The 21,059-nt window shown below is 64.5% G+C and carries 21 protein-coding genes; 13 read left to right on the forward strand and 8 right to left on the reverse strand.

All coding sequences use genetic code 11. The features are described from left to right. The first annotated feature begins 144 nt into the window (after positions 1-144). From ybaK to ABIB73_RS24440, 7 genes are all read left to right on the forward strand, one after another. The gene (gene ybaK / locus ABIB73_RS24410) at positions 145-618 is read left to right on the forward strand and encodes a Cys-tRNA(Pro) deacylase (protein ID WP_354228118.1); all 474 of its coding nucleotides are present in this window, start codon (positions 145-147) and stop codon (positions 616-618) included. A 219-nt stretch (positions 619-837) separates the two neighbouring features. Then, positions 838-1,674 (forward strand): N-acyl homoserine lactonase family protein, encoded by an 837-nt coding sequence (locus ABIB73_RS24415; protein WP_354228120.1) that lies wholly within the window; start codon positions 838-840, stop codon positions 1,672-1,674. 121 nt (positions 1,675-1,795) lie between these two features. Continuing rightward, a complete protein-coding gene (locus tag ABIB73_RS24420) occupies positions 1,796-2,734 on the forward strand; it encodes an ABC transporter ATP-binding protein (RefSeq protein ID WP_354228122.1) in 939 nt (312 codons plus the stop codon). Then, entirely contained in the window at positions 2,731-3,432 is a 702-nt protein-coding gene (locus ABIB73_RS24425) for an ABC transporter permease (protein WP_354228124.1), read from the forward strand. Before ABIB73_RS24420 ends, ABIB73_RS24425 begins: the two co-directional genes overlap by 4 nt. Positions 3,433-3,440: 8 nt before the next feature. Next, on the forward strand, positions 3,441-5,045 hold the full coding sequence (locus tag ABIB73_RS24430) for a Gldg family protein (protein ID WP_354228126.1): 1,605 nt from the start codon (positions 3,441-3,443) through the stop codon (positions 5,043-5,045). After that, positions 5,042-6,103 carry a DUF4340 domain-containing protein gene (locus ABIB73_RS24435; protein ID WP_354228128.1) on the forward strand — a complete coding sequence of 354 codons (1,062 nt, stop codon included), beginning with the start codon at positions 5,042-5,044 and terminating at the stop codon, positions 6,101-6,103. The genes ABIB73_RS24430 and ABIB73_RS24435 overlap by 4 nt, the downstream gene beginning before the upstream one ends. After that, positions 6,100-7,191, forward strand: coding sequence for a HupE/UreJ family protein (locus ABIB73_RS24440; RefSeq protein WP_354228130.1), 1,092 nt, complete (start codon positions 6,100-6,102; stop codon positions 7,189-7,191). The genes ABIB73_RS24435 and ABIB73_RS24440 overlap by 4 nt, the downstream gene beginning before the upstream one ends. Positions 7,192-7,208: 17 nt before the next feature. Here ABIB73_RS24440 and ABIB73_RS24445 read toward each other — a convergent pair whose 3' ends face one another. Next, the gene (locus ABIB73_RS24445) at positions 7,209-7,892 is read right to left on the reverse strand and encodes a GntR family transcriptional regulator (RefSeq protein ID WP_354228132.1); all 684 of its coding nucleotides are present in this window, start codon (positions 7,890-7,892) and stop codon (positions 7,209-7,211) included. Between the two features lie 161 nt (positions 7,893-8,053). On the opposite strand from ABIB73_RS24445, the gene tcuA reads away from it, so the two are divergent. Both tcuA and tcuB read left to right on the forward strand, forming a co-directional pair. Beyond that, positions 8,054-9,445, forward strand: coding sequence for an FAD-dependent tricarballylate dehydrogenase TcuA (tcuA, locus tag ABIB73_RS24450; RefSeq protein ID WP_354228134.1), 1,392 nt, complete (start codon positions 8,054-8,056; stop codon positions 9,443-9,445). Beyond that, on the forward strand, positions 9,432-10,535 hold the full coding sequence (gene tcuB / locus ABIB73_RS24455) for a tricarballylate utilization 4Fe-4S protein TcuB (protein WP_354228136.1): 1,104 nt from the start codon (positions 9,432-9,434) through the stop codon (positions 10,533-10,535). The genes tcuA and tcuB overlap by 14 nt, the downstream gene beginning before the upstream one ends. Positions 10,536-10,547: 12 nt before the next feature. On the opposite strand, the gene ABIB73_RS24460 is transcribed toward tcuB, so the two are convergent. The 3 genes from ABIB73_RS24460 to ABIB73_RS24470 all read right to left on the reverse strand — a co-directional run bounded on the left by ABIB73_RS24460 (position 10,548) and on the right by ABIB73_RS24470 (position 14,416). After that, positions 10,548-11,855 (reverse strand): sensor domain-containing diguanylate cyclase, encoded by a 1,308-nt coding sequence (locus ABIB73_RS24460; RefSeq protein ID WP_354228138.1) that lies wholly within the window; start codon positions 11,853-11,855, stop codon positions 10,548-10,550. Between the two features lie 247 nt (positions 11,856-12,102). After that, positions 12,103-13,407 (reverse strand): nicotinate phosphoribosyltransferase, encoded by a 1,305-nt coding sequence (pncB, locus tag ABIB73_RS24465; RefSeq protein ID WP_354228140.1) that lies wholly within the window; start codon positions 13,405-13,407, stop codon positions 12,103-12,105. 79 nt (positions 13,408-13,486) lie between these two features. Further along, the gene (locus tag ABIB73_RS24470) at positions 13,487-14,416 is read right to left on the reverse strand and encodes a LysR family transcriptional regulator (protein ID WP_354228142.1); all 930 of its coding nucleotides are present in this window, start codon (positions 14,414-14,416) and stop codon (positions 13,487-13,489) included. A 70-nt stretch (positions 14,417-14,486) separates the two neighbouring features. Here ABIB73_RS24470 and pcaH point away from each other — a divergent pair, with 70 nt between their 5' ends. Then, entirely contained in the window at positions 14,487-15,269 is a 783-nt protein-coding gene (pcaH, locus tag ABIB73_RS24475; RefSeq protein WP_354228144.1) for a protocatechuate 3,4-dioxygenase subunit beta, read from the forward strand. A 3-nt stretch (positions 15,270-15,272) separates the two neighbouring features. After that, on the forward strand, positions 15,273-15,899 hold the full coding sequence (gene pcaG, locus ABIB73_RS24480; protein ID WP_354228146.1) for a protocatechuate 3,4-dioxygenase subunit alpha: 627 nt from the start codon (positions 15,273-15,275) through the stop codon (positions 15,897-15,899). A 23-nt stretch (positions 15,900-15,922) separates the two neighbouring features. On the opposite strand, the gene ABIB73_RS24485 is transcribed toward pcaG, so the two are convergent. The 3 genes from ABIB73_RS24485 to ABIB73_RS37635 all read right to left on the reverse strand — a co-directional run bounded on the left by ABIB73_RS24485 (position 15,923) and on the right by ABIB73_RS37635 (position 17,675). Continuing rightward, a complete protein-coding gene (locus tag ABIB73_RS24485) occupies positions 15,923-16,537 on the reverse strand; it encodes a LabA-like NYN domain-containing protein (RefSeq protein ID WP_354228148.1) in 615 nt (204 codons plus the stop codon). Positions 16,538-17,081: 544 nt separating this feature from the next. Next, positions 17,082-17,471 carry a nuclear transport factor 2 family protein gene (locus tag ABIB73_RS24490; RefSeq protein WP_354228149.1) on the reverse strand — a complete coding sequence of 130 codons (390 nt, stop codon included), beginning with the start codon at positions 17,469-17,471 and terminating at the stop codon, positions 17,082-17,084. Between the two features lie 39 nt (positions 17,472-17,510). Beyond that, a complete protein-coding gene (locus ABIB73_RS37635) occupies positions 17,511-17,675 on the reverse strand; it encodes a hypothetical protein (protein WP_502918455.1) in 165 nt (54 codons plus the stop codon). A 266-nt stretch (positions 17,676-17,941) separates the two neighbouring features. On the opposite strand from ABIB73_RS37635, the gene ABIB73_RS24500 reads away from it, so the two are divergent. Then, on the forward strand, positions 17,942-18,892 hold the full coding sequence (locus ABIB73_RS24500; protein WP_502918456.1) for a GlxA family transcriptional regulator: 951 nt from the start codon (positions 17,942-17,944) through the stop codon (positions 18,890-18,892). A 19-nt stretch (positions 18,893-18,911) separates the two neighbouring features. Here ABIB73_RS24500 and ABIB73_RS24505 read toward each other — a convergent pair whose 3' ends face one another. Then, the gene (locus ABIB73_RS24505; RefSeq protein ID WP_354228151.1) at positions 18,912-19,814 is read right to left on the reverse strand and encodes a helix-turn-helix domain-containing protein; all 903 of its coding nucleotides are present in this window, start codon (positions 19,812-19,814) and stop codon (positions 18,912-18,914) included. Positions 19,815-19,864: 50 nt separating this feature from the next. Between ABIB73_RS24505 and pobA the strand changes: the two genes are divergently transcribed. After that, complete coding sequence (gene pobA, locus ABIB73_RS24510; protein WP_354228153.1) at positions 19,865-21,037, forward strand: 4-hydroxybenzoate 3-monooxygenase; 1,173 nt, start codon at positions 19,865-19,867, stop codon at positions 21,035-21,037. The last annotated feature ends 22 nt before the right edge of the window (positions 21,038-21,059 follow it).

Here is a 21,059-nt window from a genome sequence, read left to right on the forward strand (position 1 = left end):
TACCGAACGACGAGTCTTCGCCAAACCACTCCCTGTGGTTATGGGTCCCGGCCTGCGCCGGGACGACGGCTGAGTGTGTGGCGGGCATGTGCAACCACCTCGTCATCGCTTCGCTGCTCGCGATGACGGTGGTAGACATCACGCATGTCCAAAGTCACCCCAGCCACGCGCGCGCTTGCGGCCGCCGGTGTTGCCTTCACCGTTCACGCCTACGAGTACGATCCCGACGCCGAGAGTATCGGCCTTCAGGCGGCCTCGGCGCTTGGCGAGGACCCGGTGCGCGTATTGAAGACGCTGATGGCGCAAGTCGACGGCAAGCCGGTCTGCGTGATCGTCTCATCGGATCAGGAAGTCTCGATGAAGAAGCTCGCCGCCGCTGTGAGCGGCAAGGCCGCGCAGATGATGAAGCCGCCAGAGGCCGAGCGCCTCACCGGCTTCAAGGTCGGCGGCATCAGCCCGTTCGGGCAGCGGAAACCGGTACGTACCGTGATCGAGCAGAGCGCGCTCGCGCACGATCAGGTCTATATCAATGGCGGCCAGCGCGGATTGCAGGTGCGGCTCAAGCCGGGTGACGCGCGGGACGTCGTGAAGGCGATTGTGGCGGACGTCGTCGCGTGATTCCAACGCAATTGCGGTGCAGCAAAATGCGGTGCTGTGCGAGCGCTGCGCGCAGGTTGAATTTATTCGCCCCCTCGTGTGCATAGATCTGCCCAAGCGTCTTAGACTATGGTAGGATGCGTTATCCGCTTAAAAAAAGTGCGTTCGAAAAACAGGGAGGACGACATGCGGGTCAGTGCGTCGAAGGTCCTTGGTTCGTTGGCCGCAGGACTTTTTTTTATGTCCGCTGCAGCGACGGCTGCCGAGCCGCCGAAGGAGATGAAGCTCTACGTCTTCAGCTCGGGAGCGCTCAATCTCGACAAGTCGATCATCCAGAACGGAAGTAGTGGCAAGGTCCAGATTCCCGTCGGGTTTTTCCTGATCCGGCATCCCAAGGGCGACGTTCTTTTCGACTGCGGCAACAACGACAGGATCATCAAGGACCCTGACTATTGGGGCCCGTTCGTGAAGGCGCTTGATCCGGGCCGTGATCCGGACATCGCGATCGACGCCCAGCTCGCCAAGATCAACGTGAAGCCCTCCGACATAAAATATGTCGTGCTCGGCCATTTCCATGTCGACCATGCCGGCAATATCGGCAAGTTCCTGGACTCGACCTTCGTGTTTCAGCGCGACGAGATCCGGAATGCGTTCTGGCCGGCGCCGGGCTACGCCACTTTCTTCATCTCCGACGATTTTGCCATGCTGAGGAATAGCGTCGGCGGCGGCATGCCTTCAAAATACAAGAGCATCGAGCTCGACGGCGATCTCGACCTGTTCGGCGACAACAGCGTCTTCATCCACCGCGCTGTGTCGCATACGCCGGGCAGCCAGATCATGGTCGTGCGGCTGCCGAAGACTGGCACCGTGGTGCTGACCAGCGACGCCGTCTATCTCAAGGAGAATCTGGACAAGGACATCCTGCCCAGCATCGGCAGCGTCTATGATCCCGTCGGCATGCTCGACGCCTACGCCTGGGTGAAGCGGATGCGCGACACCGAGGGTGCCGACATCATCTATGCGCACGACCCCGATACGTTCAAGGCGCACAAGCACTCGCCTGAATTCTACGAGTGACCGGTCGCGCCATCAGGTTGTCTCACGCGGATACTCATTCCGGGCCCTGAGCCCGGGATTCTGTTCGGTGCTCCCTTCGCTATCAGGAGCGCGCCACGCCAGATGGGTGTTTTCAGTCTCCATGCCTCCGGTCGTTTTGGCGCAGCAGGTGACGAAATGGTACGGGCCGCGGCGCGCCGTCACCGACGTCTCCTTTGCGATCGAGCCGGGCGAGATCGTCGGCCTGCTCGGGCCGAACGGCTCCGGCAAGAGCACCATCTTCCGCATGCTGACGGGCTATCTCGTGCCGACGTCCGGGCGCATCGAGGTCGCCGGCCATGACGTCGTGGCGGATTCCCTCGGCGTGCGCCGCGCCATCAGCTACGTGCCAGAAGATGCGCCGCTCTACGACCATATGCGGGTGGGCGAGTTCCTGCATTTCATGGCCGGCCTCAAGGGCCTGCATGGGTCGCAGGCGAGAGCGGCGGTCGAACAGGCCGCCGAGCGGCTCGACCTCGCGCGGGTCATGAAACTCTCGACCGGCAAATTGTCGCGCGGATTCCGCCAGCGCGTTTCGATCGCACAGGCGTTGCTGGGCGATCCAAAGGTTCTCGTCCTGGACGAGCCGACCAGCGGCCTCGATCCGCACCAGGTGATTGCCGTGCGCGACCTGATCCGGTCGCTGGCCGGACGCCACACCGTGCTGCTGGCCTCGCACATCCTGCCCGAGATCGAGAAGATCGCATCGCGCGTGATGATCCTGCTCGAGGGCCGGATGCTCACATCCGACGCGCTGAAGGACGTTTCGCAGGACCTCACGTTCCGCCTGTCGACGGATGCCTCGGACGACGCTGTGCGCGGTGCGGCGAAGGAGATCGCCGGCGTACGCGAGGTCGTCGCCGATCCCGATCTCGGCGCCGGGCATGTCCTGATCAAAGCGGAGCGGCGTCCGTCGCTGGCGGCCAGCCTGGTGTCCGCGCTGGTCGCGGCTCAAATCCCGGTTCGCGAGTTGACCGAGTTGCGGCCCGATCTCGAACGCGTGTTCCTCGATCTCACCCGGCGGCCGAGGGAGGCCGCATGAAGAGCTTCGCAGTCCTGCTCCGGAAGGAAGAGACGGCGCTGTTCTCCTCGCCGATCGCCTATGTGCTGATGACGGTGTTCCTGTTGATCATGGGCTACAGCTTCACGCTCACGCTGTTTCTCAGCCACCAGTCCAGCATGGTGCACATCTTCTTCCAGATGTTCGTGCTGTTCATGCTGACCGCGCCGCTGATCACCATGCGGCTGTTCGCCGAGGAGCGAAAACTCAAGACGCTGGAGGTGCTGCTGACGGCGCCGGTTTCCGAGGTCGCCATCGTGCTGGCAAAATTCACGGCTGCGATGAGCCTGATCGTGGTCATGCTGCTGCTATCCGGCGCCTATGCGGCTGCTCTCGCCTGGTTCGGCGATCCTGATTTCGGCCCGATCTACAGCGGCTATCTTGGTCTCCTGCTGTTCGGCGCGGCGCTGGTCGGCACGGGGCTATTGGCCTCCGCGCTCACCGCCAACCAGGTGATCGCCGCGCTGGTGTCGCTCAGCGCGTTCCTGCTGCTGTGGATCATCGACAATTTCGGCTGGCTGTTGCCGAGCCCGGCGGACACGCTGGTGGTGAACCTGTCGCTCTCGGTTCATTTCCGTCCCTTTGCCGTCGGCTCGATCTACCTGTCCGACGTGGGCTTCTTCCTCAGCGTCACCCTGCTCACGCTGCTGTTGACGGTCCGCGCGCTGGCGCGGCGGTGAGGGCGCCGATGCTCCGGTCCGGCAGATCCGATATCGCTCTTCTCGCGCTGGCCGCCGGTGCCGTCGCCGCCGGCGTGCTCGGCTTTGCCGGGTTTGGCGAGACGGTGTCGGACAGCCTGCTGTTCGTCGCGTGCTTCCTGGTGCTGCTTGCGCTGTTCGTGCTCGCGATCCGGCTTCCCCTGCGTGGCAGTGGATCGCACCGGTCGGCGTGGGCGGCAAATGCGTCGATCGTGCTCGGCGCCATCGTCATCGTGGTCGGCGCCAATGTCGCGCTCTATCGTCACGACGTGCATTTCGACGTCAGCCGGGAAGGGCGCAACACGCCGCCGCAACAGCTCGCCGATGTGATCGCGCAGCTGCGCGCGCCGCTCGCGCTGACCTACTTCTACAATGCCGGTGATCCCAATGCGGTCAACGTCAAGGAGCTGGTCCAGACCGCCGCGCGGAACCATCCGCTGCTGGCCTTCCGTGCCATCGATCTGGACAAGGAGCCGGGTCTTGCCCGCGACCTCGGCGTCCGCGCCTATAACACCGCGGTGTTGCAGGCCGAGGATCGCAAGGTCCTGGTCGAGAACGTCACCGATCCCGCCCGTCTTGGATACGCGGCGCTGCGCGTGCTGCGCAAGCGCGTCGAGACCGTCTGCTTTGTCACCGGCCATGGCGAGACCTTCCGCCCGCTTCCCTCTCACTTCCACTTCAGCCATGTCGAGACCCTGAGGGGGCACGAGACGCCTGGCGCCGGCGACGTGCTGGAAGCTGCGCCCGAACAGCTCGACCGGCTCCAGCTCGCCCTGGATCAGGTCGGCTTCGGGATGCGCGAGATCGTGACGGCGACCGTGGCAAGCATTCCGCCCGACTGTTCCGTCGTCGCCGACATCGGCCCGCGCACGGCCTTCGCCGCCGACGAGGTTGCGCTGCTCGGCAATTACCTGAAGGGCGGCGGCCGGCTGATGCTGCTGCTCGATCCGCTGTCGCTGGTCGAAGGCGATTTCGAGCGCCTGCTGCTGAAGCCGGTTGGACTGTCGACCGAGGCCGCCATCGTCATCGATCCCCTCAATCATTTCCGCGCCGACGCCGACAAGGTCGCGGTGCCCTATTATCCGCCACATCCGATCACCAAACGTCTCGCGCTGACCGTGTTTCCGCAGGCAAGGCCGATCGCGGTCACCGCGCCGCCTTCCGGGGTGAGCCTGATCGTGCTGGCGGCGAGCAGCCAGGATAGCTATCTGCGCTCGCCGAAGGCCGCCATCGCCGCCACCGATGGGCAGGCGCCGGGCACGGCGCGCGGCGCGCAGCCGCTTGCGGTCGCGCTGGAAGGTGCCTGGCCGGGCGGCGCATCGCCCGACAAGCGTTTCCGCCTGGTGGTCGTCGGCACCAGCAAGATCGCCAGCAACGAATATTTCCCCTATGTATCCGATGGCGAGCTGTCGCTGGCGCTGCTGCGCTGGCTCGCCGAGGACGACGCCACCCCGAGCGTCGCGCCGCAGACCTTCAAGCTGCCCGAGATCGTGTTGACCAGCAGCCAGATGCGCGACACCTTCATCACGCTGGAAGTGCTGTTGCCGCTGAGCACGGCGCTGTTCGGCATCGCGATGTGGTGGAGGCGGCGGTGACGGAGCAGGCGGCCACGCGCGGAAAAGCCCAATGGCTGATGCCGCTGCTGGCTGCTCTCCTGGTGGCGCTGCTTGGTGTGCTCATCGCAAGCGGGCAATGGCCGGAGCTGCGCAGCAAGGTCGCGTTTGCGCCGAAAGGGCTGGTGACAACGGCGCCAGCGGACGTGCGGCGGGTGGAGATCCGGTCCGGCAGTGACGGCGTCGCCTTGCTCCGCAAGGGCAGCGAATGGACGATCGAAGGGCTGGATGGCGCCGTGCCGGCCGAGTTCGGGTCGCATCTCGAGACGGCGCTGCGGCTCGTCAATGTCAGCGGACCCGTGCGCGAGATTCCAGCCAGCGAGCTCACGGCGACGAGTTTTGCCGCATTCGGACTTGATCCGCCCGTCACTGTCGGCGTGATCGAGGCCGGTGATGGCTCGTCCACCGCAGTGAACTTTGGTGCGCTTAATCCGGCAAGCACGTCGCATTATGTTCGGATCGCGGGGCGCCCCGCGGTCTACCTGTTGCCTCGCCATGTCGGTGAGGAGTGGCGCGTCACATCGGACATGGCGCGTCGGCTGCGCGGTCAGACCGAGACCGGTCTCGCCGGCCGCGGCAAGAGCCTGTTGCTGCCGGTGTCGATGGCGCAGGTCTGGGCGCTCGAGATCGTCTTCGCGGGCAGGCTCACCCGCTTCGAGCGCGATCCCGACGGAACCTGGTTCCGGCATCTCAGCCAGCATAACCATGCGGCCGGCAATGTCGTGCACGCCGCCGATCCCGAGCAGGCGCGCATCATCGACGCCGCGCTTCGCGCCTTTGATGCGACTGCGGTCGAGACGCGCGTTGGGACTGCGGGAGCCTCGCAACTCGCCCGCTACGGGCTCAACCTGCCGAGCCTCATCATGCTTGTCTTCTTGCGCGACAGCTCGGCGCCGCTGGCGAGGCTCGAATTCGGCGCACCGTCCGACAGCCTCGACCGCTACGCGCGTCTTGCCCCCGACGGCGCGGTCGTCACCGTGGCCGAGTTCGAGATGCGCCGGTTGACGGAGCTGTTGCGCGCGGTCGGAGCGGGATCGTGAGGGGGAGGAAGGTCCTGCTGCTGGCCGCGATGCTGCTCGGCCTGGGCGCGCCGGCGTGTGCCCACCAGGTCAACCTGTCGACGGCGCGGCTGGCCCTGACCGGCGATCGCACCGTGACTGTCGAGGTCGCGCTCAAGGGCAGCGACGTCGACCGGCTGGCCGGCACGAAAGTCTATGACGCGAACGAAGACGCGGTCGATCCCGCCGCGGTGGCGGCCTCAGTGCCGTCGATCCTGGCCTATGTGAATAGGCATCTTGCCGTGACGGGCGCCGGCGGCGCCGCGTGCCCGGCCGGTGATGCCACGATCGCCGCAGACGGCGACGGCATTATCTTCCGCAGCACATATTCCTGCGCCAATGTCGCAGGCGAAATCATCTACCGCTCCAACGTGCTGACGGAGAAGGACCCCACTGCGCGCCAAGTGGTCCTTGTCGCGCAGGGCGGCCGCGAGGCGCAGGCGCTGCTCGACGCCGACAATACCACCGTCACGCTGTCGGCGCCGTTGCCGTCGCTGACCTCGACGGTGCAACGCTATCTCGTTACCGGCATCGAGCACATCTTCCTCGGCTACGATCATATCGCCTTTCTGATTGCGGTCGTATTGTGGGCGCGTCGGCTCGTTCCCGTCATCAAGATCGTTACGGCCTTCACCGTCGCTCATTCGATCACGCTGTCGCTGGCAGCATTGAATCTCGTCGTTATTCCGAGCCGCATCGTGGAGCCGGCGATCGCCGCTTCGATCGTGTTTGTGGCTGTCGAGAATTTCTTTTCGCGCGACATCGACAAGCGCTGGCGCGTGACCTTTCTGTTCGGGCTGATTCATGGATTCGGTTTTGCCGGTGCGCTCCACGAGATCGGGCTGCCCACGAACGCGATCGTGCCGGCCCTCGCGGCCTTCAATATCGGCGTGGAAATCGGGCAAGTCGCGATCGTTGCGATCGTTCTGCCGGTGCTCGGCCTGTTCGACCGCCTGATCGCGACTGATCGGGAGAAGCCGGTCAGGGCGGCAACGCTCGTCTATGCCGTGTCGGCGGCCATCAGCCTGCTCGGCGGCTACTGGCTTTTCACGCGCGTATTCGAGGCCTGATCGGCCGGGTCATCCGGCTACTGCTTCTGCAACAATTTCAGCCGGCAGCGCAGCGCCTCGCGGATGTGGGCGCGCGCGAGCTGTTCGGCCCTGTCGCCGTCGCGCGCGGCGATGGCCTCGATGATGGCCTGGTGCTCGCCGTGGCTGGTCGAGGGACGGCCCGACACCGTGAAGGTGGTGGCGCCGAGCAGGGCGATCCAGTCCTGCAACTCGCCTGAGGCATTATCCAGATAGCGGTTGCGCGCGGCGCGGCAGATGGCCTCGTGAAAGGCGCGGTTGAGCCTTGCCATCTCGGCTGCATCGTGCTCGGTCGCCTCGATGAAGGCCTGCTCGATATCCCTGAGTGAATCGATCTCGGGCGCAGAGGCGTGCTCGGCCGCAAGCCGGGCGGCGGCGCCTTCCATGATCTCGCGCATGGTATAGAGCTCGAGCACCTCGGAAATGTCGAGGTTGCGGACGATCAGTCCGCGGCCGCCGGCGGGCTCGACGAAGCCGCGCGCCGCGAGCCGGCCGAGAGCTTCACGCACTGGCGTGCGGCTGACCTTCAGCCGCTGTGCGACTTCTTCCTCGCGCAGGCGATCGCCGGCGCGGTAGCTGCCGGCCTGGAGCGCCTCGCAGAGCGACCGGAACACGGCTTCGCCGAGCGCAATGCCGGCGCCGCGATCGATCGATCCGCCTGTCTTTGCCGGGCGTTTACCCATGCATACTCCAGTAACCACGAAGCGCATCCTGCCCATGCAGAGATGCCGCTTGCGCCGCATCTGTATATCTTTGTATACAAAAGTACGCAATGGCGGACTGATTGACCGAGGCCGCTGGCGGGCAGAATGTCTCTAACTTGGCGTCCCATCGGGCAGACGGCATGAGCAGCAAATACGACGTGCTGGTGATCGGCGGCGGCAACGCGGCGCTGTGCGCGGCGATCAGCGCACGGCGCGGCGGCGCGTCTGTGCTGGTGCTCGAGGGCGCGCCAAAATTCTATCGCGGCGGCAACACCCGCCATACCCGCAACATGCGCTGCGCCCATGACGCGGCTACCGAGATCCTGACCGGCCCCTACACCGAGGAGGAGTTCTGGGAGGATCTGCTGCGCGTCACCGGCGGGCAGACCGACGAGTTGCTCGCCCGTCACATGATCCGGGAATCCAAGGACATCCTGAACTGGATCGTGGAGCAGGGCGTGCGCTGGCAGCCCTCGCTCGGCGGCACGCTCAGCCTCGGCCGTACCAATTCCTTCTTCCTCGGCGGCGGCCGCGCGATGCTGAACGCGCTCTATCTGACCGCCGAGCGGCTCGGCGTCGACGTCGAATATGACGCCGAGGTCACTGAGCTCGTGATCGAGGACGGCATGTTCCTCGCCGCCCGCGTCAAGCGGCCGATCCACGGTGAGACCGAGATCCGCGCGACATCGCTGGTCGCGGCTGCCGGCGGCTTCGAGGCCAACATCGAATGGCTGAAGCAATATTGGGGCGAGGCCGCCGACAATTTCCTGATCCGCGGCACGCCCTATAATCGCGGCTCGATTCTGAAGATGCTGCTCGAAAAGGGCGTGCAGGAGGTCGGCGATCCCACCCAGTGCCATGCGGTCGCAATCGACGCGCGGGCGCCGAAATTCGACGGCGGCATCATCACGCGTCACGACTCCGTCGTGTTCGGCATCGTCGTCAACAAGCACGCGCAGCGCTTCTACGACGAGGGCGAGGATATCTGGCCGAAGCGTTACGCGATCTGGGGCCGGCTGGTCGCGGCGCAGCCTGACCAGATCGCCTACATCATCTTCGATTCAACGGTCGTCACGAGCTTCATGCCGACGCTGTTTCCGCCGATCGCGGGGCAGACGGTGGTCGAACTCGCCGGCAAGCTGAAGCTCGATCCGACGGCGCTGGAAAAAACCATCACCGAATTCAACGCCGCCGTGCGGCCCGGTACCTTCGACCACACCATTCTGGACGACTGCCGCACCGAAGGCATCACGCCGCAGAAGACCCATTGGGCGCGGCGGATCGAGACGCCGCCCTATCTCGCCTATCCGGTCCGGCCCGGCATCACCTTCACCTATCTCGGCACGCGCGTAACCAGGGAGGCGCGTATGCTGATGGCTGACGGCAAACTGTCGGCCAACATGTTCGCGGCCGGCGAGATCATGGCCGGCAACGTGCTCGGCAAGGGCTACGCCGCCGGCATGGGCATGACCATCGGCAGCGTGTTCGGGCGGATCGCAGGACGGGAAGCAGCGAAACATGCACGGAACTAGAATTTTGGACGAGGCCGATCGTCTGATGACGGTCTGCAATTCCTGCCGCTACTGCGAGGGACTGTGCGCGGTATTTCCGGCGATGGAGATGCGTCGCGCCTTCTCCGACGGCGACCTCAACTATCTCGCCAATCTCTGCCACTCCTGCGGCGCCTGCTACGTCGATTGCCAGTTCTCGCCGCCGCATGAATTCAACGTCAACGTTCCGCAGACGCTCGCGGTCGCGCGCGCCGAATCCTATGCGGCCTATGCCTGGCCGCAGGCGCTGTCCGGCGCCTTTGCGCGCAACGGCCTCGTCATCAGCATCGTCGCCGCGCTCAGCATGGCGGCCTTCATCCTCGGCTTCGCCGCCCTGAACGACCGTAGCGTGCTGTTCGGCGTCCACACCGGCCCCGGCGCGTTCTACAGACTGATGCCACACAACGCGATGGCCGCGCTGTTCAGTGCCGCGTTCCTCTACGCCATTCTGGCGCTGGTGATGAGCGTGCGCGCATTCTGGCGCGATATCGGCACGCCAATCGGGGGTCGCGCGGATGGCGGCTCGATCTTTCAGGCGATCCGTGATGCCGGCGAGCTACGCCATCTCCATGGCGGCGGCGTCGGCTGCTACAACGAGGACGACAAGCCGACCGACCGGCGCAAGCTCTACCATCACCTGACGTTCTATGGCTTCCTGCTGTGCTTTGCCGCGACCTCGGTCGCCACGCTGTATCACTATCTGCTCGGCCGCGAGGCGCCGTATCCATGGTGGGATCTGCCCGTCGTGCTTGGTACGCTCGGGGGCATCGGCCTCATCGTTGGTCCGATCGGGCTGTTCATCGCGAAATCGCGCCGCGCGCCTGAATTGCTCGATGAGCAGCGCTACGGCATGGATGTCGGCTTCATCGCCATGCTGTTCCTCACTGGTCTTACCGGCCTGGCGCTTTTGCTCCTGCGCGAGACCGCCGCCATGGGGCCGCTGCTCGCGCTGCATCTTGGCGCAGTGTTTGCGCTGTTCATCACCATGCCTTACGGCAAGTTCGTGCACGGCATCTATCGCTTTGCGGCGCTGGTGCGTTACGCGCAGGAACGGCGGTCCGAGGGTTCGTGACCGCCACCGGTCTCACGCCTGAGCAGCTTCGCGCTGCCGCGGCGTGACGAGCATGATGTCCGGCCCCGGGCTGTCGACCTGAACCCGGTTGCGCCCGTTTTCCTTGGCACGATAGCAGGCGGCATCGGCAGTACGCATCGCCTGCTCGAGCGTGGTGTTGCCGTCGGCGATGCAGGCAACGCCGATGCTGGCGGTCACTGCAAAGCAGCGATCGTCCCAGGCGAAGCTGAACAGCTCGAGCGACTTGCGCAGCCGTTCGGCGATATCGACGGCGTCGAAGGCCGAGCACTGCGGCAGGATCAGGCCGAATTCATCGCCGCCGAGCCGCGCCACCAGATCATGCGGACGCCGATCCTGTTGCAGGAGACGCGAGACCTGGCACAGCAGCCGATCGCCGGCGAGATGGCCGCAGCTGTCGTTGACGCTCTTGAACTGGTCGAGGTCGAGCAGGATCAAGCCCAGCGAGCCTTTGCGGGCATGGTCGAGCTCGCCTTGCAGGCGCGCCTCGAAGGCCCGGCGGTTGGCGAGGCCGGTCAGCCAGTCGTGTGAGGCCTGCCAGGCAAGGCGCTCCTTCTCGGCATGCAAGGCATCCTCGAACGCCTGACGTTGCGATACAAGGCGCCGCGTGTGCAAGATCAGGAGCAGGATCAGCGTCGCGGCAGTGGCGATGTTCACGCAAGTCAGCGTCGTCTTGATGGCGCGGGAACCTTCGCCGAGGACGGTCGAGAACCGGTTGGCATGTCCCGTGAACTGGCTGTTCAGGTCGGAGAGCCGCGACGACAGGAAGCTCAAACGGCGGCTGTCCTCAATGGGGCCATTCCTCAGCTCGGACCGGATGACCTCGCCGAAGACACTCAGTTCCAGCAGCATGGGATCGGTGGCGGCCCACTCCCGGATCGCTTCCTGGAGGAAGCTGACACGGCTGAAATAACGAAACAGCCAGATCAAGCCCGGAACGTCGTCAGGATGATTGCCGCCTTGCAGGAAGCCGATCCGGGCCGTCTCGACGTCGACCGGATCGCGCTCGAGCGCCCAGCGCGCGAACTCGTCGCCGATCGGGACGGCGAGCGAGGCTTGGTATTGCACGAACTGGCTCGCTTCGCCCGAGCGCAGATAGAGGTTGAGGAAGTAGACGGCGTTCTTTTGCGACCGCGACCACATCGCTTCGCCCGCGACATAGGCGCGGACCGAGGACATCACGTCGAGGCTGAATCCGGCGATCGCCGCCTGCAGTACGACGACTGCGACGAACGGCGAGACAAGCTTGATCACGTGAAGGAAGTTGCTCCCCTTCGTTGCAGTCGCGGTCCTGCGAAACACCCGGCGATCCCCAATCGTCAACAACCCAAGCGGCGCGTTCAGCCTGCAACGCCAAGTAGAGGCGATAGTTGCTTAACTCGACCTGAAAAGGGTGGGGACCTGTATCGCAGGGTGAAGACGTTGTGAAACGGATGGGCGCAGATCGTTGCAAATACCGCCGAACCGGAACTGGCACGGCATCCGTGAGCCGACATCTCGAATTCGCCCGGCGCGGTTTACCTGATCGAGAGAAATCGGCCCGGTGCGGCTAGACCAGCACCGGCTTGCGCACCCGGCCAACGTCGCCGAACACGCGCAGGTAACGCTCGATCTCCGAGGGCATGCCGGTCGCTTTCTCCGGGTTGTCGGAGAGCTTGACGGCCGGATGTCCGTCGACCGACGTGACCTTGCACACGATCGAGATCGGATCGAGATTGATCGAGGCGTCCGGCGGACAGCCGACGAAATCATTGGTGAGGTTGGTGCCCCAGCCGAAGGACAGTCGCACCCGGCCGCCGAAGTGGTGATAGGTCTCCTCGATCGAGCCGACGTCCATTGCGTCGGAGAAGACGAGCAGCTTGTCCCTGGGACTGCGCCCCTTCGACTCCCACCATTTGATGATTTCCTCGCCGGCCTGGATCGGCGGCGCGCTGTCGGGACGGAAGCCGGTCCAGTCGGCGACCCATTCCGGCGCATCGCGCAGGAACGCCTTGGTGCCGAAGGCGTCGGGCAGCGCGATCAGGAGGTTGCCGCCATAGGTCTGGCGCCACTGGTCGAGGATGCGATAGGGCGCCCAGCGCAATTCCTCGTCGTCCTTGGCAAGCGCTGCCGCGACCATCGGCAGCTCATGCGCGTTGGTGCCGATCGCTTCGAGATCGTTGTCCATCGCGAGCAGCACGTTGGAGGTGCCGATGAAGGACGGACCCAGGCCTTCCTTTACCGCTTCGACGCACCAGCGCTGCCAGAGGAAGCCGTGGCGGCGGCGGGTGCCGAAATCGGAAAGGCGCAAATTCTCCAGCTTGCGCAGCCGCTCCACCTTGGTCCACAGCTTGGCCTTGGCGCGGGCATAGAGCACGTCGAGCTCGAAGCGGCCGCGCCCCTTCATCGCCGCGCGCGAGCGCAATTCGTTGAGGATGGCGAGCGCCGGAATCTCCCACATGGTGGTATGGGTCCAGGGCCCGTGGAAATGCAGCTCGTACTGCCCTTCCACCTTGCGCAGCTCGTATTCGGGCAGGCGGAATTCGGCAAGCCAGCGGATGAAGTCCGCCGAGAACATGTGGGTCTTGCCGTAGAAGGTGTTACCGGCAAGCCAGATCAGCTCCTTCTTGGTGAAGCGGATGGTGCGGGCATGGTCGAGCTGGGCGCGCAGCTCGCCCTCGTCGATGATCTCGGCAAGCCGCACATGGCGCGAGCGGTTGATGACCGAGAACGTCACCTGCTGACTCGGGTATGATTCCCGAATCATCTGTAACATCAATAACTTATAGAAGTCGGTATCGAGCAGGCTGCGGATGATGGGATCCAGCCGCCAGCTGTGATTGTAGGTCCGGCTTGCAATGTCGGTCACGGTCATGGACGAATTCTAGCGTGGCCGCCCGCGCACAACCAGTGGGTTTGGCGAGGGGCAGGCTTTCGCGGGGCCGGGCTCGCGGTCAGTCGCCCGCGGCCGCCGAGGCCACACTCTCGAGCTGGGCTCTGATCCAGCGATGAGCCGGGTCCTTCTGATAGCGCTGATGCCAGACCATGAACATCGGCAGCTCAGCCAGTGTCCGTGTGCGCGAGGCGAGCGGAATGTGTACATGCGCGAAGCCGCGCATCACGCCAGACGCCAGCAGGCTCGGCATGCTCGCCAGCATCCGCGAGCCGCGCAGGAAGGATGGCACGCCGGAGAAGCTCGGCACGGAAATGCCGATATCGCGGTGGAAGCCGTTGGCCGCAAGCCGGCGGTCGAAGTCGAGCCGCTCGTTGTCGGTGTAGACCACTGTGATGTGGCGCGCTGCGAGATAGGTGTTCCGGCTCGCCGGAGCAGCGCGCGCCTTGGGATCGTAGTAGCAGACGTAGTGATCGCTCAGCAGGCGCTTCTGCACGATGTCGACGCCGGACGGCGGCAGCGGCGTGATCAGGAGGTCGCAGCGGTTTTCGCGCAGCATCGCCGGCGAGGGCGACTGCGAGGGGATCACGCGCAGGTTCAGGCTCTTCACCTGTTTTGCGACACGGCCGAAGAATCGGGGCAGCAGCAGGTCGCGCTGGAAATCATTGGCGGCGATCGTGAGCGAAAGTTGCGCAAGCGCCGGCTCGAACGTGAAGCCGCCGGCAAAGCTGCGCATCTCGTCGATCAGCGCGCGCGCCTTCGCAGCCAATGCCTGCGCATGGGCGGTCGCGACAATGCCGCGGCCGGATTTTGCAAACAGCGGATCGCCGGCGATCCGCCGCAGCTTGTTCAGGCCGTGGCTGACCGCGGACTGCGTCAGGCCGAGGCGCGTCGCGGCTGCCGTGACCGAACCTTCTTCCAGCACGGCCAGGAACAATTCGAGGGCGTGGCCGTCCAGCGCCAAATGATCGATTTCTTTCATGGAATTCATTATAATCGATCTATTTATCCGTGGAATAGATGGCCTCATGATCTCCCGATAAGAGGGAGAGACAACGCCTATGAATGCCCAGGCGCCAGCCTTGCAGGATCCCCGCCTCAACCGCCCCGAGCCGTTCACGCCGCGCGACGGCGGCTTCTTCCAGCGCGACCACTCCATCCACCCGCCGGCCCATGCGCCCGGCTACAAATCCTCGGTGCTGCGCTCGCCACGCCAGGCGCTGTTGTCGATCGAGAATTCGGTCTCGGAGATCACAGGGCCGGTGTTCGGCCACAACGATCTCGGCCCGCTCGACAACGATTTGATCCGCAACTACGCCAAGGACGGCGACCCCGTCGGTGAGCGCATCATCGTCCACGGCCGCGTGCTCGATGAGACCGGCCGCGGCGTGCCGAACACGCTGGTCGAGTTCTGGCAGGCCAACGCCGGCGGCCGCTATCGCCACAGGAAGGACAATTATCTGGCGCCGATCGATCCGAATTTCGGTGGCTGCGGCCGCGCGCTGACGGACGACACCGGCTACTATTATTTCCGTACGGTGAAACCCGGGCCCTATCCCTGGCGCAACTACGTCAATAGTTGGCGTCCCGCCCATATCCACTTCTCGGTGTTCGGCTCGTGCTTTGCGCAGCGGTTGATCACCCAGATGTACTTCGAGGGCGATCCCCTGATCCCGGTCTGCCCGATCCTGACGACGATCGCGGACGAGGATGCGCTCGATCGCCTCGTGGCGCCGCTCGACCTCAACGCCTCGACGCCGTTCGACTCGCTCGCCTACCGCTTCGACATCGTGCTGCGCGGTCAGCGCTCCACCTATTTCGAGAACCGCCCGGAGGGAAACTGAGCCATGCCGCAGCCGCTCAACTATCTCAAGGAAACCGCCTCGCAGACTGCCGGGCCCTACGTCCATATCGGCCTGATCCCGGCGATGGCCGGCTTCGACATCTTTGAGAAGAACTTCTCCAACGTGTTGGTGACGCCGAACACGCAGGGCGAGCGCATCACGCTCGAAGGCAGGGTGCTCGATGGCAGCGGTACGCCGCTGCCGGACGTTCTTCTCGAGATCTGGCAGGCCAATGCGGCCGGCCGCTACAACCATCCGGCCGATCGTTCTGCCGGCACGCTGGACGAAGAGTTTCGCGGCTGGGGCCGCGCCGGTTCCGATTTCGAGAGCGGGCTGGTGACGTTCGAGACCATCAAGCCGGGCGCCATCATCGACAAGGCGGGCCGCAAATGCGCGCCTTACATCAACGTCTGGATCGTCGCGCGTGGCATCAATATCGGGCTCAACACGCGGCTCTATTTCTCGGATGAAGAGACTGCGAACGCCGCCGATCCTGTGCTCAACCTGATTGAGCCGCCGGTGCGCCGCAAGACGCTGATCGCGACGCGTAGCGAACGCGCCGGCAAGGTCGTGTATTCCTTTACGATCAATTTGCAGGGGCCGGAGGAGACGGTGTTCTTCGACGTCTGACGATCCGACCTCGTCCTATAGGATCATTCCACCCGGTCACCTCGATTGATCGCTCCGCGCGCGGTGAATTGCAGTGGTTGTTGACGCATTTCGCGCGATCCCGGCCGTTCTGCCGGATCGCGCCCCACTCTTGGCTTCAGTTCCGCCAAGTCAATGAAGATGTCCGCCTGCCGGCGCAGCTCGTCGGCGACCATGGGCGGCTGGGTGGCCAGCGTAGAGACGACTGTCACGCGGACGCCACGGCCTTGCACGGCTTCCACCAGCGAACGAAAATCCCCATCGCCCGAGAACAACACGATCTGATCGACGTGCTCGGCGAGCTCCATCGCTTTCACGGCGAGTTCCACATCCATGCTGCCCTTCACCTTGCGGCGGCCGGTGGTGGCGTCGACGAACTCCTTGGTGAGCTTGGTGACGACGGTATACCCGTTATAGTCGAGCCAATCGATCAACGGGCGGATTGACGAGTATTCCTGATCCTCGATGACGGTCGTGTAGTAGAAGGCCCGCAGCAATACACCTCGGCCGTGAAATTCGCTGAGCAGACGCCTGTAATCGATATCGAAACCGAGCGCCTTGGAGGTGGCATGGAGATTGGAGCCATCGATGAACAGTGCGATCTTCTCAAACGAAGACATAATGCACAAATCCCCAGTTCCGCGTGAAAGCCGGCAGGTTCAGCCGCCAAGGCTCGGTATGTCGGCTCGGTGTGCCGGCCGGAAAATACACAAGTCGCCGATGGCTTGCTGAAAAAATAGCGCAGACGGCCGGACAGGGTGTGGCCGTCTTGCGCCAAGGTCAGGGAGGTCCATGCCACCAGCGCCAGGGGCGCCGAATGCAGGTACCCTAAGGCGTGTGCCTTCGAGGCTCAATTGTACGGAGGTAAAGGGCATCTATCCAAAGGATAGGACGCCATATACGTAGGTAGGTAGATGGGCCGGAAACAGCGGCGGGCCAGATCCAAATTGGCCTGATCCCGGCTATGGCCGCCTCGATTTTTGAACGACGAGCGCGCGGGCAAGATCGTGTATTCCTTCACGATCAATTTTAGGGGCCGGAGAAGCCGTCTTCTTCGACGTTTGCTTCACCTGATCAGGAATGAGCCGGCCGCATCCGATGATGAGGCCGGCTTTCTTGTCGTGGTGGAGCTTGCACCGCCGGGTTCCCTCGGCAACGCGCCGGCTAGAATCCGGTCGGTCCGACCGCTCCGACCCAGTGCTTGACCTTGGTGGGGTCCTTTTCATCCATATAGAAGAAGTGGACCATCGTCGGTCGCACCGGCGCGATGTTGGGGTCGTCGAAGCGCATTGCGACCTTGCCGTGAAATATCTTGAGCTGTGGGCTGTCCCAGTATTCCACGACGTCGTGCAGTGCAGTGAGGCCGCGGTCGATGAACTGCCGCAGATTGTTGCGGATCGCCTCGCGCCCATGCCAGTCGGCGACGCCGAGATTGCAGATTGCGTCTTCGGCGAAGCAGTCAAAACCCTTGCCGAAGGTTTTGTCGTCGATCTCTTTCCACATCGCGAGAAGCCATTCCGGCGGCGCGGCTTTCGTAAATGTCCTGGTGCTCATGGTCTCTCCTTTGGTTGGTCGATTGTGAGGTCTCGCGAATTAGCCATTGGACGCGGCGATCCCGAGCTTCGCCGCGACGCGCCGGGCGGTCGCCTCCCGTTGCGCGGTGATATCGGCCACGGCACGTCTCACCTGGTCGATGATGGCGCGGGGCGCGCGCTCCGGCGTGCCGCTGTCGAACGGCGGCTCCGGCGCATACTGCATGTAGAGCTGGATCAGGTCGCGTTGGGAATGCGCGACAGCACCTCGAAAGGGCCGGTGAGGTCGATCTGGTCGAGGCCGTCGAACAGCAAGGATCCGATTTGCAGATGCGTCTCGTGCGAGATCATGGGTTTGCTCTCAATTCGACGCTAGACAGGCGTAACCTAACGGGGCACGCTGTGGCGCAAATGCCAAAGTCCCCTCGTTTCTCGCCAAGTTCCGTTTCGCGCGCCGCTCCCCCCTCCGGTCGGGGCGGCGCCGCGCGCGTGATCGAAGTGCTGGCTTATCCGTCGGTGCAGTTGCTCGACGTCACCGGACCGCTCCAGGTGTTCGCGACCGCCAACGAGCAGATCGTGGAAGCCGGTGGAACGGCGCCCTATGTCCTTCGGGTGGTGGCGAACGATCGCTCGCGCGTGACGGCTTCGTCAGGGTTGGAGATCGCAACAAACCCGCTTCCGCGCAGCGGTAGCGGGCTTGACACACTGCTGGTCGCGGGCGGCCCGGGCGTCGACCTCGCCGCCGCCGATCCGGCGCTGCTGGATTGGCTGCGGCAGCGCGTGAAGAAGGCGCGGCGTGTCGCCTCGGTGTGCACCGGAGCATTTCTGCTCGGCGCATCGGGCGCGCTCGACGGACGGCGCGCGGTGACTCACTGGTCGTATTGTGCCGAGCTCGCGCGCCGCTTCCCCGCGGTGCGCGTGGAACCCGATCCGATCTTCGTGCACGACGGGACGATCTGGACGTCGGCAGGGGTGACAGCCGGCATCGACCTCGCGCTGGCCCTGGTGGAGGAGGATCTGGGCCGCACCACCGCACTTGCAGTGGCGCGCTATCTCGTCGTCTTCCTCAAGCGGCCGGGCGGTCAGGCGCAGTTCAGCGAGGCGCTGTCGCTGCAATCGGCCGAGGACGAATTCGGCGCGCTGCACGATTGGATCGGCAAACATCTCGCTGGCGACCTCTCGCTGTCCAGGCTCGCCAATCAGGCCGGGATGAGCGAACGCAGTTTCAGCCGCCACTATGCGAGAGCCACCGGGCTAACACCGCTGCGCGCCATCGAGCGACTGAGGGTAGAGGCTGCCCGGCGGATGCTTTCGGAGACACGCCAGCCGGTGAAGCGGATATCCCAGCGCTGCGGCTTCGGGTCGGAGGAAACCATGCGCCGGAGCTTCCTGCGCGTGCTGGCGACCGCACCGCAGGACTATCGTCGACGGTTCAGCTCCTAAGTCCGATTAATCGAAGCTTCTATTCGCCGCCATGGAGCTGCGCGCGGAAGGCGCGCGGCGACAGGCCGGTGGCGGCGGTGTAGATCCGGCTGAAATAGGCGGGGTCCTCGAAGCCAAGCGCGTAGGCGATCGTCGAGACCGGCAGGTTGGTGTAGACGAGGTTGCGGCGTGCCTCGCGGATCAGCCGGTTGAGGATCAGGTGCGACGCGGTGTCGCCGGTCGCCGCGCGCGTCACCCGGTTGAGATGGGTCGGCGTGATTGACAACGCCTCGGCGTAGTCCGCCACGGTCCAGCGCTCCAGATGCTGTTGCTCCAGCAGGGCCTCGAAGCGGCGGAACAGTCCGGATTCGGCGGTGCCATTGCCGCCGCTCTCCCTCACGAGCGCCCGCGCCACAAGCCCGATCATGGCCGCCGACAAGGCGCGCAGCACATGCGCGCGGCCGAAATGGCGCGCGGCGTGCTCGGCGAAGATCTGCTTCATGGTGGCGCGGATCTGCGGCGTTCCGCGCACCACGGCCGATCGCGACAGCGCGCCGCGCAGGCCTTCGGCGGCAAGCAGCGCCTCGTCCAGAACTTCCGCGGCGATGGTCAGCACCCAGCCCTGGGTGTCGGGCAGGAAGCGGAAGCCGTGGACGTGGCCGACCGGCACATTGACGATCTGCATTGGCTTGAGCGGCACCACGCGCCCATCGAGCGTCGCTTCGCCACCGCCGCGGTCGATCAAGAGCACCTGGTGCAGCCGGGCATGCCGGTGCACGGCCAGCGTCCAGTCATGCAGCACCGAGCGCGACGCGATCGTCTCGCAATGCACGACATCGGGCAGGTCGCCGGACTCGCCGAACAGGTTGTAGACCCGGATCGCCGGGGCAGGGGCTGCGGTTCTCATGTTCGAATTGTACAAGACAAAGGCGAAAGCCTCCATCGGTTTGCCGTGCAGATTCTGCAAAAACGCACCGACGGGAGGACGCAAAAATGAAAGTTCAGGTCTGCATCATCGGCGGTGGGCCGTCCGGGCTGCTGTTGTCCCAGCTCCTGCACCTGAAGGGCATCGACACGGTCGTGCTGGAGAAATACAGCCGCGACCACGTGCTGGCCCGCATCCGGGCCGGCGTGCTCGAGCATGGCTTCGCGAAGTTGATGCGCGAGGCACAATGCGGCGAGCGGATGGATCGTGAGGGCGAGATCCATCAAGGGTTCGAGATCGCCCATGACGGCGTGCTCTCCCATGTCGACCTGCACAAGCATTCCGGCGGCAATACGGTGCTGGTCTACGGCCAGACCGAGCTGACGCGCGACCTCTACGAGGCGCGCGACCGTCTCGACGGCAAGGTCGTGCATAATGCAGAGGACGTGACGCCGCATGATCTGACCTCGGAGCGGCCATACGTGACGTATCGTTCGAACGGTGAGGCCGTCCGTGTCGATTGCGACTACATCGTCGGCGCCGACGGCTTTCACGGCGTCAGCCGCAAGTCGATTCCAAAGGACGTGCTGCGCGAATATGAGAAGGTCTACCCGTTCGGCTGGCTGGGCGTGTTGTCGCGCACCAAACCAGTATCGCCGGAGCTGATCTATGTGAAGCACGAGCGCGGCTTTGCGCTGTGCTCGCTGCGTTCGCAGCTCTTGAGCCGCTACTACATCCAGGTGCCGCTCACAGACAAGACGGAAGACTGGTCGGACGATGCGTTCTGGAGCGAGCTGAAGCACCGCCTCCCGGAGGAGGTCGCTGGCCGCCTGATCACGGGACCCTCGATCGAGAGGAGCATCGCGCCCTTGCGCAGCTTCGTCGCCGAGCCGATGAGCTATGGTCGCCTGTTTCTCGCCGGCGATGCCGCCCACATCGTGCCCCCGACCGGCGCGCGCGGGCTGAACAGCGCTGCCTCCGACATCTATTATCTCTACCATGCCATGCTCGCGCATTATCAGCACGGCGACGATTCCGGCCTTGCGGGCTATTCGGCCAAGGCGCTGGCGCGGATCTGGAAGGCGCAGCGCTTTTCGTGGTGGATGACGATTCTGCTGCATCGCTTCCCCGACCGTTCCGAGTATGAGGATCGGCTTCAGCAGACCGAGCTGGAGTATCTGCTCTCGTCCGAGACGGCGCAGCGCCTGTTGGCGGAGAATTATGTGGGGCTGTCGTTCTAGGGCCCGACTGCCGCACTCTTAC

It is taken from the genome of Bradyrhizobium sp. F1.4.3, assembly GCF_040548375.1.
Lineage (GTDB): Bacteria > Pseudomonadota > Alphaproteobacteria > Rhizobiales > Xanthobacteraceae > Bradyrhizobium.